This window comes from Micromonospora nigra (assembly GCF_900091585.1).
Taxonomy (GTDB): Bacteria; Actinomycetota; Actinomycetes; order Mycobacteriales; family Micromonosporaceae; genus Micromonospora; species Micromonospora nigra.
In genome coordinates this window covers 2,202,244-2,217,627 of record NZ_FMHT01000003.1, presented here as the reverse complement: position 1 = coordinate 2,217,627, position 15,384 = coordinate 2,202,244, and the positions used below count along the sequence as shown (strand labels likewise).

General features: G+C 74.0%; 13 protein-coding genes and 1 pseudogene. 10 read left to right on the top strand and 4 right to left on the bottom strand.

The genetic code is table 11. The features are described 5' to 3' along the window. Window positions 1-63: 63 nt before the first annotated feature. The 3 genes from GA0070616_RS09415 (at window position 64) to GA0070616_RS09405 (ending at window position 3,037) form a co-directional block, all read left to right on the top strand. Window positions 64-834, top strand: coding sequence for a DUF3152 domain-containing protein (locus GA0070616_RS09415; RefSeq protein WP_091079533.1), 771 nt, complete (start codon window positions 64-66; stop codon window positions 832-834). A gap of 111 nt (window positions 835-945) precedes the next feature. Continuing rightward, window positions 946-2,127, top strand: a complete 1,182-nt coding sequence (moeZ, locus tag GA0070616_RS09410; RefSeq protein ID WP_091079529.1) for an adenylyltransferase/sulfurtransferase MoeZ — start codon at window positions 946-948, stop codon at window positions 2,125-2,127. Window positions 2,128-2,206: 79 nt separating this feature from the next. Continuing rightward, the gene (locus GA0070616_RS09405; RefSeq protein ID WP_245712709.1) at window positions 2,207-3,037 is read left to right on the top strand and encodes a prenyltransferase/squalene oxidase repeat-containing protein; all 831 of its coding nucleotides are present in this window, start codon (window positions 2,207-2,209) and stop codon (window positions 3,035-3,037) included. 186 nt (window positions 3,038-3,223) lie between these two features. On the opposite strand, the gene GA0070616_RS09400 is transcribed toward GA0070616_RS09405, so the two are convergent. Continuing rightward, window positions 3,224-4,468, bottom strand: a complete 1,245-nt coding sequence (locus tag GA0070616_RS09400) for a glutamate-5-semialdehyde dehydrogenase (RefSeq protein WP_091079526.1) — start codon at window positions 4,466-4,468, stop codon at window positions 3,224-3,226. Window positions 4,469-4,478: 10 nt separating this feature from the next. Further along, window positions 4,479-5,635 (bottom strand): annotated as a pseudogene (proB, locus tag GA0070616_RS09395) (glutamate 5-kinase). Window positions 5,636-5,648: 13 nt separating this feature from the next. Here proB and GA0070616_RS09390 point away from each other — a divergent pair. From GA0070616_RS09390 to GA0070616_RS09370, 5 genes are all read left to right on the top strand, one after another. Next, on the top strand, window positions 5,649-5,963 hold the full coding sequence (locus GA0070616_RS09390; protein ID WP_091079522.1) for an MGMT family protein: 315 nt from the start codon (window positions 5,649-5,651) through the stop codon (window positions 5,961-5,963). A gap of 32 nt (window positions 5,964-5,995) precedes the next feature. Continuing rightward, the gene (locus GA0070616_RS09385) at window positions 5,996-7,411 is read left to right on the top strand and encodes an MFS transporter (protein WP_091079518.1); all 1,416 of its coding nucleotides are present in this window, start codon (window positions 5,996-5,998) and stop codon (window positions 7,409-7,411) included. Further along, a complete protein-coding gene (locus GA0070616_RS09380) occupies window positions 7,408-8,913 on the top strand; it encodes a pyridoxal phosphate-dependent decarboxylase family protein (RefSeq protein ID WP_091079515.1) in 1,506 nt (501 codons plus the stop codon). The genes GA0070616_RS09385 and GA0070616_RS09380 overlap by 4 nt, the downstream gene beginning before the upstream one ends. A gap of 110 nt (window positions 8,914-9,023) precedes the next feature. Continuing rightward, complete coding sequence (locus tag GA0070616_RS09375; RefSeq protein ID WP_091079512.1) at window positions 9,024-9,635, top strand: NADH-quinone oxidoreductase subunit B; 612 nt, start codon at window positions 9,024-9,026, stop codon at window positions 9,633-9,635. Window positions 9,636-9,713: 78 nt separating this feature from the next. Next, window positions 9,714-11,030, top strand: coding sequence for a DUF2252 domain-containing protein (locus GA0070616_RS09370; RefSeq protein WP_091079508.1), 1,317 nt, complete (start codon window positions 9,714-9,716; stop codon window positions 11,028-11,030). A gap of 4 nt (window positions 11,031-11,034) precedes the next feature. Here GA0070616_RS09370 and GA0070616_RS09365 read toward each other — a convergent pair whose 3' ends face one another. Next, complete coding sequence (locus GA0070616_RS09365; protein WP_175440019.1) at window positions 11,035-12,081, bottom strand: glucose 1-dehydrogenase; 1,047 nt, start codon at window positions 12,079-12,081, stop codon at window positions 11,035-11,037. Between the two features lie 214 nt (window positions 12,082-12,295). Between GA0070616_RS09365 and GA0070616_RS09360 the strand changes: the two genes are divergently transcribed. After that, window positions 12,296-13,114, top strand: coding sequence for an NADH-quinone oxidoreductase subunit C (locus GA0070616_RS09360; protein WP_091090320.1), 819 nt, complete (start codon window positions 12,296-12,298; stop codon window positions 13,112-13,114). Further along, the gene (locus GA0070616_RS09355; RefSeq protein ID WP_091079503.1) at window positions 13,114-14,076 is read left to right on the top strand and encodes a complex I subunit 1/NuoH family protein; all 963 of its coding nucleotides are present in this window, start codon (window positions 13,114-13,116) and stop codon (window positions 14,074-14,076) included. The genes GA0070616_RS09360 and GA0070616_RS09355 overlap by 1 nt, the downstream gene beginning before the upstream one ends. Window positions 14,077-14,257: 181 nt before the next feature. Here the strand turns inward: GA0070616_RS09355 and GA0070616_RS09350 are convergent, their stop codons facing one another. Next, a complete protein-coding gene (locus GA0070616_RS09350; RefSeq protein WP_091079500.1) occupies window positions 14,258-15,292 on the bottom strand; it encodes a glutathione S-transferase family protein in 1,035 nt (344 codons plus the stop codon). Window positions 15,293-15,384 lie beyond the last annotated feature (92 nt).

Below are 15,384 nucleotides of genomic sequence, written 5' to 3'. Positions count from 1 at the left end.
GGTGTTTCACGTATCAGGCGGCAAATGCCCGATAAAGGGTGGTTGCTGTGCGACGCTCGGAACATGACGCCGCCGTACCCCCGCGACCTGACCGGGCCGTCGCCGGTCCGGTCGGTCCGCCGGCAGGTCGCGGCGCTCGGGGCGGTTCTGCTGCTGGCCGTCGTGGTGACGACGCTGCCCCTCCGGTCGAGCGGGCGCGTCGCCGAGCGGGCCCCGACCGGCTCGGTACGGAGCGTGTCCGCCCCGCCGGTACCCACGCATCCGAGTGCCGGCGCGGGAACCTTCGCGTTCGCCGACGGCGGCTCGCCCACGTACGGGCGGGCCGGCCCGCTGTGGCGCTACGCGGTGGCGGTCGAGCACGGTTCCGGGCAGGACCCGGCCGACTTCGCCGCCGCCGTCGACGCGACCCTGGCCGACGGGCGCAGTTGGGTCGGCTCGGGCGGGCTGCGGGTGCGCCGGGTGGCCGACGCGGCCGACGCGGACTTCGTCGTCCACCTCGCCACGTCGCGCACCTCCGCGCAGATGTGCGCGACGGGGGGCCTGCACACCGAGGGCTACACCTCCTGCCGGCTGCCCGGAACGGTGATCGTCAACCTGGACCGCTGGATGACGGCGGTGCCGGGCTACGGGGCGCCGCTGGCGGTCTACCGGGCGTACGTGGTCAACCACGAGGTGGGCCACGAGTTCGGCGAGGGGCACGAGGCGTGTCCCGGGCCCGGCCGACCCGCGCCGGTGATGCAGCAGCAGACGTACGGGCTGGCCGGCTGCGTGGCCAACCCCTGGCCGTATCCCGACGGGGCCCGGTACGCCGGGCCGCCTGTGGACGGCGTCTGAGATATTCCCGCTCCCGCATGTCGGGCGACGTGTCCCTGCTCATGGTCGATCGACGGCCGGTCGAGCGACAATGGCGCGGTTGTCCACCACGCCGATCCCGGGGAGTCCACCGTGTCGCTGCCCCCGCTCGTCGAGCCCGCCGCCGAGCTGACCGTTGACGAGATCCGCCGCTACTCGCGCCACCTGATCATCCCGGACGTCGGGGTGACCGGGCAGCGGCGGCTGAAGAACGCCCGGGTGCTCTGTGTCGGCGCCGGCGGCCTCGGCTCCCCGGCCCTGATGTACCTGGCCGCCGCCGGGGTGGGCACCCTCGGCATCATCGACTTCGACACCGTCGACGAGTCGAACCTCCAGCGCCAGATCATCCACGGTGTCTCCGACATCGGCCGGTCGAAGGCCGAGTCGGCGGCGGCCAGCATCCGGGAGATCAACCCGCTGGTCAACGTCGAGATCCACAACACCGCGCTGGACCGGGAGAACGTCCGCGACATCTTCTCCCGGTACGACCTGATCGTCGACGGCACCGACAACTTCGCCACCCGCTACATGGTCAACGACGCGGCGGTGCTGCTCGGCAAGCCGTACGTCTGGGGCTCGATCTACCGGTTCGACGGCCAGGCGTCGGTGTTCTGGGCCGAGCACGGCCCCTGCTACCGCTGCCTCTACCCGGAGCCCCCGCCACCCGGCATGGTGCCCTCCTGCGCCGAGGGCGGCGTGCTCGGCGTGCTCTGCGCCTCGATCGGCTCGATCCAGGTCAACGAGGCGATCAAGCTGCTGGCCGGCATCGGTGAGCCGCTGGTGGGCCGGCTGATGGTCTACGACGCCCTGGAGATGTCCTACCGCAAGATCAAGGTGCGGAAGGACCCGAACTGCGTCCTGTGCGGCGAGAACCCGACGGTGACCGACCTGCTGGAGGACTACGAGGACTTCTGCGGCGCGGTCTCGGTCGAGGCCCAGGAGGCGGTCGTCGACGCGACCATCACCGCCGCCGAGCTGAAGGAGTGGCAGGACGCGGGCAAGGACATCTTCCTGGTCGACGTGCGTGAACCTGCCGAGTACGAGATCGTCCGCATTCCCGGCGCCACCCTGATCCCCAAGGGCGAGATCATCTCGGGTGAGGCGCTGGCGAAGCTGCCGCAGGACAGGCAGATCGTGCTGCACTGCAAGTCCGGCGTCCGGTCCGCCGAGGCACTCGCCGCGCTCAAGTCGGCCGGGTTCCGCGACGCGGTGCACGTCCAGGGCGGCGTGCTGTCCTGGATCAAGCAGGTCGACCCGTCGCTGCCGGCGTACTGACCCGTCGTGGGGCGGGCCCACCGCTCGCCCCACGACCTCGGCCGATTCCCCGAGGCGGGATCGCGTTCGCGCCGGTAGCGTGACCGCCGTGGTCGACATCGACGCCGCGATCGGATTCGTGGTGGCTCACGGGGACGCGGTTGACCGCGCCCGCCTGTCCTGGCTGCGCACCGGCACGCCCCCGCCGCCCGAGGTGCTCGACAGCGCGGAGGTCGGCCAGGCCCCGGGCGGCGGCTGGCCGGCCACCTGGGGAGGAGAAGTTGCCTCCGTCGACGCGACCTGCTTCCGGCTCGCCGAGTTGGACGACCTGGGCGCGCTGGGCCGTCCGGCGGCCCGCCGGGCGTTGGACTGGCTCGCCGGCCGCCAGCAGCGCGACGGCGGCTGGGAGGAGGACGAGGCCCTCGCCGGCACCGCACCGGAGTGGGCCCGGCCGGGTGATGCGGCGGCTCGGCTCTACCTGACCGCCAACGCCGGGTTCTGGCTCACCGTGGCGGGTCTCGACGCCCGCGCCGCGGGCCCCCTGGACCACCGGGTCGGCGGTGCCTACGCGGGGGTGGTGCACGCCGCCGCGCAGGCCCTCGCCGCGCAGTTGCGTCCCGACGGGAGTTGGCCGTCGTTCCTGGCGGCCGGCTGGCTGAGCGCGGCGGTGCTGCACCGGCAGCAGATGTTCTACGAGTCGGCGCGGATCAAGCTGGTGCTCGCCGAGCGGTTGCCGCAGATGTCACCGACGGACGCGGCCTGGCTGGCCGCCGCGCTGCGCCGGGTCGGCGTCGACGACCAGGAGTGGACGTTGACGGCGGCCCGTCGCCGGCTCGCCGAGACCCAGCGCAGCGACGGCGGGTGGGAGAGCGACGACGGCCACCAGTTCGACGTGCACACCACCCTCACGGCGATCCGCGCCTGCCGCTGAGCCGGTTCCGTCCACCCGGACGACCTGCCCATGAGCCGGACCACCTGCCGCTGGGCCGGGGCCTCGACCCGGACCACCTGCCGCTGGGCCGGGGCTGTCGACCCGGACCACCTGCCGCCGGGCCGGGGCCGTCCCCCGGCCCGGGGGAGCGGGCCGGGCCGGCGGTCACGGTGCGGCGCGGGGTGGTCAGCCGCGCAGGTGACCGTCGCCGGTCACCACGTACTTCGTGCTGGTCAGCTCCGGCAGGCCCATCGGGCCCCGGGCGTGCAGCTTCTGGGTGGAGATGCCGATCTCGGCGCCGAAGCCGAACTGGCCGCCGTCGGTGAACCGGGTGGAGGCGTTGACCATGACCGCCGCCGCGTCCACCCGGGCCACGAACTCCCGGGCCGCCGCCTGCGAGTCGGTGAGGATCGCCTCGGTGTGCCCGCTGCCGTACCGCCGGATGTGCGCCACCGCCGCGTCGAGGGAGTCGACCACGGCGACGGAGATGTCGGCCGAGAGATACTCGGTGGCGAAGTCCTCGTCGGTGGCCGGCACCACCGCGTCGGAGTGCCCGGCGACCCGGGCGTCGCCGTGCACGGTCACCCCGGCCTCGGCGAACGCGGCCAGCACCGGCGGCAGGAACGCGTCGGCGACGTCGGCGTGCACCAGCAGCGACTCGGCGGTGTTGCAGGTGGACAGCCGCTGGGTCTTCGAGTTCAGGGTGACGGCGAGCGCCTTCGACAGGTCGGCGGCGGCGTCGACGTAGACGTGGCAGTTGCCCACGCCCGTCTCGATCACCGGCACGGTCGACTCCTCGACCACGGTGCGGATCAGGGCCGCCCCGCCGCGCGGGATCAGCACGTCGACCAGGCCCCGGGCGCGCATCAGCTCCTTGACCGAGTCGCGTGAGGTGGCGTCGAGCAGCTGCACGGCGTCCGCCGGCAGGCCGGCCGAGGCGACGGCGTCGCGCAGCACCGCGACCAGCGCCGCGTTGGAGTGGGCCGCCGAGGAGGAGCCGCGCAGCAGGGCGGCGTTGCCGGACTTCAGGCAGATGCCGGCGGCGTCCACGGTCACGTTGGGCCGGGCCTCGTAGATGATGCCGACCACGCCGAACGGCACCCGCACCTGCCGCAGCTCCAGGCCGTTGGGCAGGGTCGAGCCGCGGACCACCTCGCCGACGGGGTCGGGCAGCGCGGCCATCTCGCGCAGCGCCTCGGCGATGCCCGCCACCCGGCCCTCGTCGAGAGCGAGCCGGTCCAGCACGGCCGCGCCCAGTCCGGCCCCGCGCCCGGCCGCCAGGTCCGCCGCGTTGGCGGCCAGGATCTCCGGGGTACGCGCCACCAGCGCGTCGGCCATCGCCGCCAGCGCGGCGTCCTTGGCGGTACGGGTCGCCACGGCCAGCTCGCCGGCCGCCACCCGCGCCCGCCGGGCCTGTTCGGTCACGCTCATCCGCCACTCCTCACAGCAGTACCAGGTCGTCGCGGTGGACGACCTCCCGTTCGTACGCCGGGCCGAGTGCCGCGGCGAGGTCGGCGGTCGAGCGCCCGAGCAGGCCGGGCAGCTCCACCGCGTCGTAGTTGACCAGCCCCCGGGCGACGGGGGCGCCGGCGGCGTCCACCAGGTCGACCGGGTCACCGGCGGTGAACGCCCCGTCGACGGCGGTGATGCCGGCCGGCAGCAGCGACTTGCGCCGGCCCACCACGGCGGCCACCGCGCCCGGGTCCAGATGTAGTCGACCCCGGGGGAGGTGGCGTGCGCGAGCCAGAACAGGCGGGCGGCGGGGCGGCTGCGGCTCGGGTGGAAGAAGGTGCCGACGGGTCGGCCGGCGAGCGCGTCGGCGGCGAGCGGGGCCGAGGTGAGCACCACGGGGATGCCGAAGCCGGTGGCGATCCGGGCCGCCTCGACCTTGGTCACCATGCCGCCGGTGCCGACCCCGGCCCGGCCCGCACCGCCGATGTCCACGCCGGCGAGGTCTCCCTCGTCGCGTACCTCGGTGATGCGCCGGGAGCCGGGGCGTGCCGGGTCGCCCGTCCAGAGGGCGTCGACGTCGGAGAGGAGCACCAGCAGGTCGGCGTCGACCAGCACGGCGACCAGCGCGGCCAGCCGGTCGTTGTCGCCGAACCGGATCTCCTCGGTGGCGACCGTGTCGTTCTCGTTGACGATCGGCACCGCCCCGAGGTCGAGCAGCTTGCGCAGGGTGCGGTAGGCGTTGCGGTAGTGCGCCCGCCGGGTCACGTCGTCGACGGTGAGCAGCACCTGGCCGACGGTGCGGCCGTGCCGGGCGAGGGCGGCGGCGTACCGGCCGATGAGCAGGCCCTGCCCGACGCTGGCGGCGGCCTGCTGGGTGGCCAGGTCACGTGGGCGTCGGGACAGCCCGAGGGGCGCGAGGCCGGCGGCGATCGCGCCGGAGGAGACCAGGACGACCTCGCGGCCCCCGGCGGCGCGCTCGGCGAGGGTGTCCACGAGCGCGTCGACCCGCCCGTGGTCCAGGCCGCCCCCGGCCGTGGTCAACGAGGAGGATCCGATCTTGACGACGACCCGCCGGGCCGCCGTGACTGCGTCGCGCACCCGCCTATTCTGCGTGGTCGCTCCCGCGACCTCCGGCCGCGTTCCCATAGTCTGGCCGCTCGTGACACCTGACGAGTACGTCGAGGCGGTGCTGGCGCTGGTCGAGCGGATCCCGCCGGGGCGGGTGATGTCGTACGGGGCGGTCGCCGACGCACTCGCCGAACGGTCGGGGCGGGCCTCGGCCCGGCTGGTGGGGGCGATCATGGCCCGGTACGGGGGCGGGGTGCCCTGGCAGCGGGTGGTGAACGCGTCCGGCCGGTTGCCGCCCCGGCTCGCCGGTCGGGCGCGGGCGCGCTGGCTCGCCGAGGGCACCCCGTTGCGGGGATCGGGGGTGGACCTGCCGGCGGCGAACTGGTGGCCGGACGAGGGGATGTGACCCGGGCCATAACGTGAGTAACATTCGGCCCCATGAACGCGCCGTCCGCCCCCCTCCCGCGTGGGGTGCACGCGGGGTACGCGCTGGGATCCCTGGCCACCGGGGCGTTCGGCACCGTGCCCGGCCTGCTCCTCCTGCCGTACCTCACCGACACCCTCGGCATCGCCGCCGGGATCGCCGCCCTGCTGGTGCTGCTGCCGAAGGCGTGGGACGTCCTCGTCAACCCCGTCGCCGGCCGGATCTCCGACCGCACCCGCTCCCGCTGGGGCGCCCGCCGCCCGTACCTGCTGGTCGCGGGCCTCGCGCTCGCCGTGCTGTTCGCCGCGATCTTCGCCGCGCCGTTCGGCGTCGGCTCCGCCGCCGGGGCGTACGTGGCGGTCGCCTTCCTGGCCACCGCGACGGCGTTCGCCTTCTTCCAGGTGCCCTACGTGGCGATGCCGGCCGAACTGACCGGCGACTACGCGGAACGTACCCGGCTGATGACCTGGCGGATCGCCGTGCTGGCGCTGGCCATCCTGGTCTCCGGCGCGGTGGCCCCGCTGGTGCGCGACGCCGGTGGCGGGGGCGTGGCCGGGCACCGGTGGATGGGGCTGTTCGTGGCGGCACTCATCGCCGTCGGCGCGGTCGGCGCGTTCCTCGGCACCCGGTCCGCGCCCACCGGCGTGGTGGGGGAGAGCGAGCCGACGCTGCGCGCCCAGCTCGCCGTCGCCGGGCGCAACCGGCCGTTCCGGGCGCTGCTGCTCTGCTTCGTGGTGCAGTCCGCCGGGGTGGCGACCATCCTCGCCGGCGTGCAGTACTTCGCCGACCAGATCCTGCGCGACCCGGTCACCGGGCCCACCGTGCTGTTCGTCTGCTTCGTCGGGCCGGCGCTGCTGGTGATGCCGCTCTGGTCGCGGGCCGGCGCGCGGCTCGGCAAGCTCGCCGCCCTGGTGGCCGCCTCGCTGATCCTCACCGTCGGGGCGCTGGCCCTGGTCGCCGCACCGGTCCTGCCGGCCGCTGCCGTCTACGCGCTGGTCGCGGTGGTCGGCGTCGGGTACGCCGGTCAGCAGGTCTTCGCGCTGGCCATGCTGCCCGACTGCATCGCCTACGACACCGCGCGCACCGGGCGGCGGCAGGCCGGCGTGTTCACCGGCCTGTGGACGGCGGGGGAGACGTTCGGCCTGGCCCTGGGGCCGGGGATCTACGGCCTGGTGCTCGCCGTCAGCGGCTACGTCTCCTCGTCCACCGGCACGGCGGCGACCCAGTCGGACACCGCCCGCCTCGGCGTGCTGCTCGGCTTCACGGTCCTTCCGGCCCTCCTGGTCGGCCTGGCCACCCTCCTGCTGCGCCCCTACGACCTCACCCCGTCCCGCCTGGCCGCCGCCCTGCCCGCCGACACCGCCGGTCACCCGGTCGCGGTCGGGACGAACACCGCCGACAACCACGGAAAGGGCACCACGACCCCATGATGGACGAGACGACCGGGACCGGCCTGCCCGCCAACGGGCTCGCCGCCGAGCAGGTGCTGGCGGGGATCCGGCAGCTGCGGAGCCTCGACCGGCCCACGCACGGCGGGCAGCTGTTCGCCTACGTGTACGACCCGGCGGTTCCGGGGCTGGACGACCTCACCGCCGCCGCGCACGCGGCCAGTGCCCACGTCAACGGGCTCGACCCGACCGCGTTCCCGTCGCTGCTGGCGATGGAGAACGCGCTCGTCGGCGCGGCGGCCCGGCTGCTCGGCGGCGGACCCGGCACCACCGCCCCGGACGTGGTCGGCAGCGTCACCAGCGGCGGCACCGAGTCGCTCATCCTGGCCGTCAAGGCCGCCCGCGACGCCCGCCCCGACATCACCGCCCCCCGGATCGTGGTGCCCGTCACCGCGCACGCCGCCTTCGCCAAGGCGGCCCACTACCTGCGGGTCGCCGTGGACCAGGTGCCCGTCGACCCGGCCACCCTGCGTCCGGCGGTCGCCGACGTGGCCGCCGCGATCGGCCCCGACACCGTGCTGGTGGCCTGCTCAGCTCCCTCGTACGCGTACGGCGTCGTCGACCCCGTCGAGCCGATCGCCGAGGCCGCCGCCCGAGCCGGGGTGCGCTGCCACGTCGACGCCTGCTTCGGCGGGTGGGCCCTGCCCTGGCTGCGCCGCCTCGGCGAACCGGTGCCGCCGTTCGACCTCGCCGTACCGGGGGTCACCTCGATCTCGGTCGACCTGCACAAGTACGCCTACGCCCCGAAGGGGGTGTCGGTGCTGCTGCACCGCGACGCCGCACTGCGCGCCCCGCAGTACTTCGCGTACGCCGACTGGCCTGGCTACACGATGATCAACTCGGTCATCGCGTCCACCCGTTCGGGCGGCCCGATCGCCGCCGCGTACGCCACCCTGCGGCACCTCGGCGAGGACGGCTACCTGGCGCTGGCCGAACGCACCCTCGCCGCCGTCAACGCACTGGCCGACGCGGTGCGCGCGGTCGACGGGCTGCGCCTGGTGGCCGAACCGGAGTCGACCGTGGTCTGCCTCACCGCCGACGACCCGGCCGTGGACCTGTTCGTGCTGGTCGACGAGCTGGCCGCGCGGGGCTGGCACACCCAGCCGCAGCTCACGTACGCCGACCTGCCGCGCAGCGTGCACCTGACGGTGACCGCGGCCGTGGCGGCCCGGGTGGCCGAGTTCGGCCCGGACCTCGCCGCGGCGGTGGCCGCCACCCGGGCGGCCGGCCCGGTGACCCTCCCGCCGGAGCTGCTGGCCCTGGCCGGCGCGCTCACCCCGGAGGCGCTCACCCCGGACCTGGTCGCCAACCTGGTCGCCGGCCTCGGCCTCGGCGTGGCCGGCCCCGACGCGGCCGGCACACCCGGTCCGGCGGTTCCGGACCGGATGGCGACGGTGAACACCCTGCTCGACGCGGCGCCCCCGGCGCTGCGGGAGCGGCTGCTGGTGGAGTTCGTCAGCCTGCTGCAACGACCGACGTGGTGAGGTGCCGGGTGCGGCCGTGGTGAGGTGCCGGGTGCGGCCCTCCGCCGCACCCGGCGTCCGACGCCCCCGCTGTGGTTGACTGTCGGACGGAGGACGGGAAGGGGACGCTCGTGCAGCTGCCGGCGGTGCTCGGTGAGCCGATCCGGTTCGTGCTGAACTGGGGCCGCCGCTACTCGCTGTGGGTGTTCAACTTCGGCCTGGCCTGTTGTGCCATCGAGTTCATCGCCACCAGCATGTCCCGCCACGACTTCATGCGACTCGGCGTGATCCCCTTCGCGCACGGCCCCCGGCAGGCCGACCTGATGGTGGTCTCCGGCACGGTCACCGACAAGATGGCCCCCGCCATCAAGCGCCTCTACGACCAGATGCCCGAACCGAAGTACGTCATCTCGTTCGGTGCCTGCTCCAACTGCGGCGGCCCGTACTGGGACTCCTACTCGGTGACCAAGGGTGTCGACCAGATCATCCCCGTGGACGTCTACGTGCCCGGCTGCCCGCCCCGTCCGGAGGCGCTGCTGCACGGCATCCTGCGGTTGCAGGAGAGGATCGCCGCCGAGCAGTCCGGCGTCGGCGGCGTGGCCCGACCCGACGCGCTCGCCGCGCCGGTCGACGCCCCACCCCACGACGGCGCGTCAACCCGTTCCGCCCCACCCCACGACGGCGCGTCAACCCGTTCCGCCGCGTCCCTGACGGCCCCGCCGGTCCGCCCTCCGGCCCCCTGACCCCGACCGGCCGGCAGGCCCGGGAACCGTCGGCCGGGTGATCGCCCCCGGGTGGTGGCTGCCCGCTAGCCTGCGGCCATGACCGACAACGACAACCAGCGTTCGGCATTCATCGTCGAGGTGCTCACCGCCGAGTTCGGCGAGTCCATGGCCCTCGACCCGGCCGCCTTCCGGCGCAAGTTCCGCAAGATGGCCGCCTCGCCGTTCGCCTTCTACCGGGGCAGCGCCAGCCTGTTCTACGCCGACCAGCGCGGCGACTTCACCGACGAGTCCTACCTCGACGGGCACACCAGCCGGGTGTGGATCCACGGCGACCTGCACGCTGAGAACTTCGGCACCTACATGAACGGCTCCGGCCAGCTCGTGTTCAACGTCAACGACTTCGACGAGGCGTACGTCGGGCCGTTCACCTGGGACCTGCGGCGGTTCGCGGCGAGCGTGGCGCTGCTCGGCTACGGCAAGGCGCTCTCCGACCGGGTCATCGGCGAACTGGTCGCCGGATTCGCCGGGGCGTACCTCACCGAGCTGAGGGCCATCGCCGCCGGTGGCGACGACGCGATCGGCTCGATCACCCTCGACAACGCCGACGGCGTGCTGCGCCGGGTGCTCCAGCAGGCTCGGCTGAACACCCGGGTCGACCTGCTCGCCGCACAGACCACGGTGGACAACTACGAGCGGCGGTTCTCGCTCGGCGACGGCGTCTTCGAGATCGACGGGGACACCCGCAAGCGGGTCTGTGCGGCCTTCGAGGACTACCTGACCACGCTGCCCGGGACCACCGCCCGGCTGCGTCCGGTGGCGGCACACATCAAGGACGTGGTGCTGCGCAAGGGTGTGGGCATCGGCTCGGCCGGGCTGCCGTCGTACAACCTGCTGCTGGAGGGGCACACCCAGGCGCTGGAGAACGACGTCGTGATCTACATGAAGCAGGCCCAGGTGCCGGCGGTGGCCCGGTACGTCGACGACGAGCGGGTCCGCGGCTACTTCCGGCACCAGGGGCACCGCACCGCCGAGTCGCAGCGGGCGTTGCAGGCGCACGCCGACCCGTGGCTGGGCTTCACCGAACTGGACGGGGTCGGGCAGCTCGTCGCCGAGGTCTCCCCGTACGCCGCCGACCTGGACTGGTCGGACGTGAACGAGCCGGAGGAACTGGCCGGGGTGCTCGCCGACCTGGGCCGGGCCGTGGCCCGGATGCACTCGGTGGCCGACGACGAGTCCAGCCACGACCTCGTCGACTACTCCACCGAGGAGGCGATCGTGGCGGCCGTCGACGCCGACCCCGACGGGTTCGTCACCCACCTGGTCGACTTCGCCCACGCGTACGGCATCCGTGCCCGGCAGGATCACCAGCTCTTCGTCGACCTGTTCCGCAACGGTCGGCTGCCCGGCATCTGACCCGTCAGTCGCGGAACTCCACGACCACCTTGATGTCGTCCGGCTCGGCGGTGTACGCGGCGGCGTACTCCGCCACCGGCACCCGGCGGGTGATCAGCGCGGCGAGCCAGTCCGGGTCGGCGCGGCCCAACGCCGCCGCGGCCAGGTCCCAGTGCCGGCGGTTGGCGTTGACCGAACCGAACACCACGTTGTTCTCCAGCACCAGCGCCCGGTTCAGCGCGCCGGCGTCGAAGTCGATGGTGCGGCCGCCGCTGGACACTCCGGCCAGGCAGACGACCCCGTTGTGGCCGATCTTGCACATCACGTCGAGGACGACCACCGGCGCGCCCGTGCACTCGACGATGACGTCCGGCTCGAAGTCCAGCTCACTGACGGTCGACGTGTGGTAGGTGGCACCGAGGGCTGCGACCAGCCCCGGCTTCGGCCCGGAGGGGTAGCGGTCGAGCACGTGCACGGTCAGGCCGCGCTGGGTGGCCAGGAGGGCGGCGAGCAGCCCGATCGGTCCGGCACCGGTGATCAGCACGTGCTGCGGCTGCCAGTCGGCCCGCTGCCCGATCCGTTCGATGTGGTCCCACGCCTTCGCCACCACGCTGGTGGGTTCGAGGAGCACGCCGACGTCCGCCAGGGCCGGGTCCAGGCCCACGGCGAACCGGGGTTGCAGTCGCCACCGGTCGCGGGCGAAGCCGGGCAGCTCCTTGATGCCGTGTTCGGTGAACCGGCCGTTGCGGCACATGTCCCACTCGCCGATGGCACAGTTCGGGCAGGGCACCGGATCGGGGTGTCGAACGATGCCGGCGACCAGGTCGCCGGGCTGGAGGGTGCCGCTCGGATCCTCCAGCACCCGGCCCAGCGACTCGTGCCCGAGCACCAGACTCGTCTCGCCCGGCGGGGCCTGGCCGTACTCCCCGGCGACGATCTCCTGGTCGGTGCCGCACACCCCGACGGCCAGGGACTCGACGAGGACGGCGCCCTCCTCGGCCGCCGGTTCCGGGTGGTCGTCGACGAGCCGCAACGAGCCGGCGACGCCGGGAGTGACGGTGAGTGCACGCACGGTGTCCATCTTCGCCCGGCGCGGGGGCCGCTCGCCGGGAAAGCGGCGGAACCACTCCGTGACCGGCGCCGGCCCGGGACGCCGCCTGCGGGCCGGACCGGAGTTCGTCGACCCCCGCGCCGACGAGGCGGTGGTGTCGCAGTCCTGCCGAGGCCCGTCGAACCGGGGCCCGGCCGCGCCGCTGTGGCCGGTCCGGCCGCCTAGGATCGACGGCATGACACCGGAAGAGGTCGGCGCCCGGCTGGTCGCGCTGCTCGGGCCCGCCGAGGCCACCGTATCGGTCTCCGGCGGTCAGGCGTACGCCCGGGCCACCGTCGACGTACCCCCGACCGACTGGCGGCGGGCGGTGTCCGCCGCCCGCGACGACGCCGAGCTGGCCTGCGACTTCTTCGACTGGCTGTCGGCCGTGGACGAGCTGGCCGACGGCTTCGACGTGCTGACCCACCTGTGGTCGACCCGGCACCGGCACGGTCTCCTGCTGCGCACCAGGGTGCCCCGCGCCGCACCGCGGGTCGACTCGGTGGTCGGCGTCTACCCGGGTGCCGCCTGGCACGAGCGGGAGACGCACGAGATGTTCGGCATCGGCTTCGTCGGCCACGGCGAGCTGCGACCGCTGCTGCTGCCCCCCGAGTTCGAGGGGCACCCGCTGCGCAAGGAGTTCGTGCTCGCCTCCCGGGTGGCGAAGCCCTGGCCGGGTGCGAAGGAGCCGGGCGAGTCGGAGGCCGGTGGCGGACGCCGGCCGGTGCGCCCGCCGGGCGTGCCCGCGCCCGGGGAGTGGGGCACCACCCCGACCCCGGCAGGCGCGGGCGGGGTCGGGGAGGGTCCGCGCGGCGGCACCCCCGCCCGTCCGGCCCGGGAACGTCCCGCCCGGCCCGCGCCGGGCGGGCGGGCACCGCGTACCCCCCGAACGGCCGGCACCGGCGACGATCCGCCGGCCGCCCGCGAACCCGGCGCACCGGCCGGCGGCGGTCCGGCCACCCGCGCCGGTTCGGCGGACGACGGCCCGGCCACCGACCAGAAAGGTAGGCCCTGATGCCGCTGTGGCTTGAGCTGGTGATCCGGGTCGGTGGGGTGCTGGTCGCCTTTCTCGTCCTTCCGCTGCTGGTCGGGCAGGCCGAACACAAGGTGATGGCTCACATGCAGGGCCGGCTCGGCCCCATGTACGCGGGCGGCTTCCACGGCTGGGCGCAGCTGATCGCCGACGGCGTCAAGTTCGTGCAGAAGGAGGACGTCACCCCGCGGGAGGCCGACCGCGCCGTGTTCCGGCTCGCGCCGGTGGTCGCGCTCGTGCCCTACCTGCTGGTGCTGCTGGTCATCCCGCTCGGCCCGGGTGACCTGGTGGCGCAGCCACTGGACATCGGCCTGTTCTTCGTGCTCGCCGTCGTCGGGGTGGGCGTGCTGGCCGTGCTGATGTCGGCGTGGGCGTCGGCCAACAAGTACAGCCTGCTCGGCGGGCTGCGCGGCGCGGCGCAGCTGCTCGGCTACGAGCTGCCGCTGGTGCTGGCGGCGGCCTCCGTGGCGATGGCGGCGGGCACCCTCAGTCTGACCGGCATCGTCGAGGCGTGGCAGCCCTGGTGGCTGCTCTGGCAGGCCCCGGCGATGGTGATCTTCTTCGTGGCGGGCCTGGCCGAGATCCGCCGTCCGCCGTTCGACATGCCGGTGGCCGACTCGGAGCTGGTGTTCGGCTACCTGACGGAGTACACGGGCCTGCGCTTCGCGTTCCTCCTGCTCGCCGAGTACGTCGGCATCGTGGTGATCGCCGCGCTGACCACCGTGCTGTTCCTCGGCGGCTGGCAGGGCCCGTTCGCCGACGCGCAGCTCGGCTGGCTGTGGACCCTGCTCAAGGTCGCTGCGGTCAGCTTCGTGATCATCTGGTTCCGGGTGTCGTACCCCCGGCTGCGCGAGGACCAGCTCCAGCGGCTCTGCTGGCTGGTGCTGGTCCCTGCCTCCCTGGCGCAGTTGGTCCTCACCGCAGCCGTCCGCGTCGCCCTCTGAGCCCCGTCCCGCTGCCAGCCCGCGTGCTCCGGCCCACTCCGGCCTGCTCCGGGTCTTGATCCACTCGACCTGCGGCATGTCGCGCTGTCCGCGCACGAGGACACCGCGATCCGCCGCAAGCGGGTCGATCGGCGGACCGTGCCGGTCGGGCACAGGTCAGCCCGGCGGGGACAGCGGCCCGTCAGCGCAGCGGGGTGTGGGCCGGGTCGACGCGCTCGGCGGGCGGCGGGGGCGGCGGAGCGGTGCCGTCGCCGAAGGGCCGGCCGCCGAGTTCCTCCCGATCGTGCGGGGTGAGCCAGCCGGCCAGGTCCGGCCCGAGCGGAACGACGCCGGTCGGGTTGATGTCCCGGTGCACCTCGTAGTAGTGCCGCTTGATGTGGTCGAAGTCGATGGTGTCGCCGAAACCGGGAGTCTGGAACAGGTCCCGCGCGTACGCCCACAGCACCGGCATCTCGGTCAGCTTCTGCCGGTTGCACTTGAAGTGGCCGTGGTAGACCGGATCGAAGCGGACCAGGGTGGTGAACAGCCGTACGTCGGCCTCGGTGATGGCGTCGCCCACCAGGTAGCGCTGCTCGGCCAGCCGCTCGCTCAACCAGTCGAGCCGGTCGAACAGCCGGTGGTACGCCTGCTCGTACGCCTTCTGGCTGCCGGCGAAGCCGCACCGGTAGACGCCGTTGTTGACGTCGGCGAACACCACGGCGTTGACCTCGTCGATCTCGGCGCGCAGCGGCTCCGGGTAGAGCTGCGGCGCACCCTCGCGGTGGTGGGCGGTCCACTGCGTCGACAGGTCCAGGCTCATCTGCGCGTAGTCGTTGGTGACCACCTGCCCGGTCGGCACGTCCACCAGCGCCGGCACGGTGATGCCGCGCGGGTAGTCCGGGTGGCGGGCCAGGTACGCCTCCCGGAGGCGCTCGATGCCGAGCACCGGGTCCCGCCCGTCCGGGTCGAGGTCGAAGGTCCAGCTCAGCTCGTCGTGGGTCGGGCCGGCGACGCCCATGGAGATGGCATCCTCAAGGCCGAGCAGCCGCCGCACGATGATCAGGCGGTTCGCCCAGGGGCAGGCGCGGCTGACGACCAGCCGGTACCGGCCCGGCTCGACCGGATAGCCGTCGCTGCCGTCGGCGGTGATCCGGGTGGCGATGTAGCGCTGGTCGCGGCTGAACTCGCCGCCCGGCTCCACGTACTTCCCGCCGCTGGTCGTCCCGGTCTCGCCCACGTCGCCCCCAGGTGATCCGCACCGTCCTGAAGACCCATCATGGCCGATCACCGGCCGGTCGGCGCGGTGAGCGCGCAACCGTCCCCGCCGGG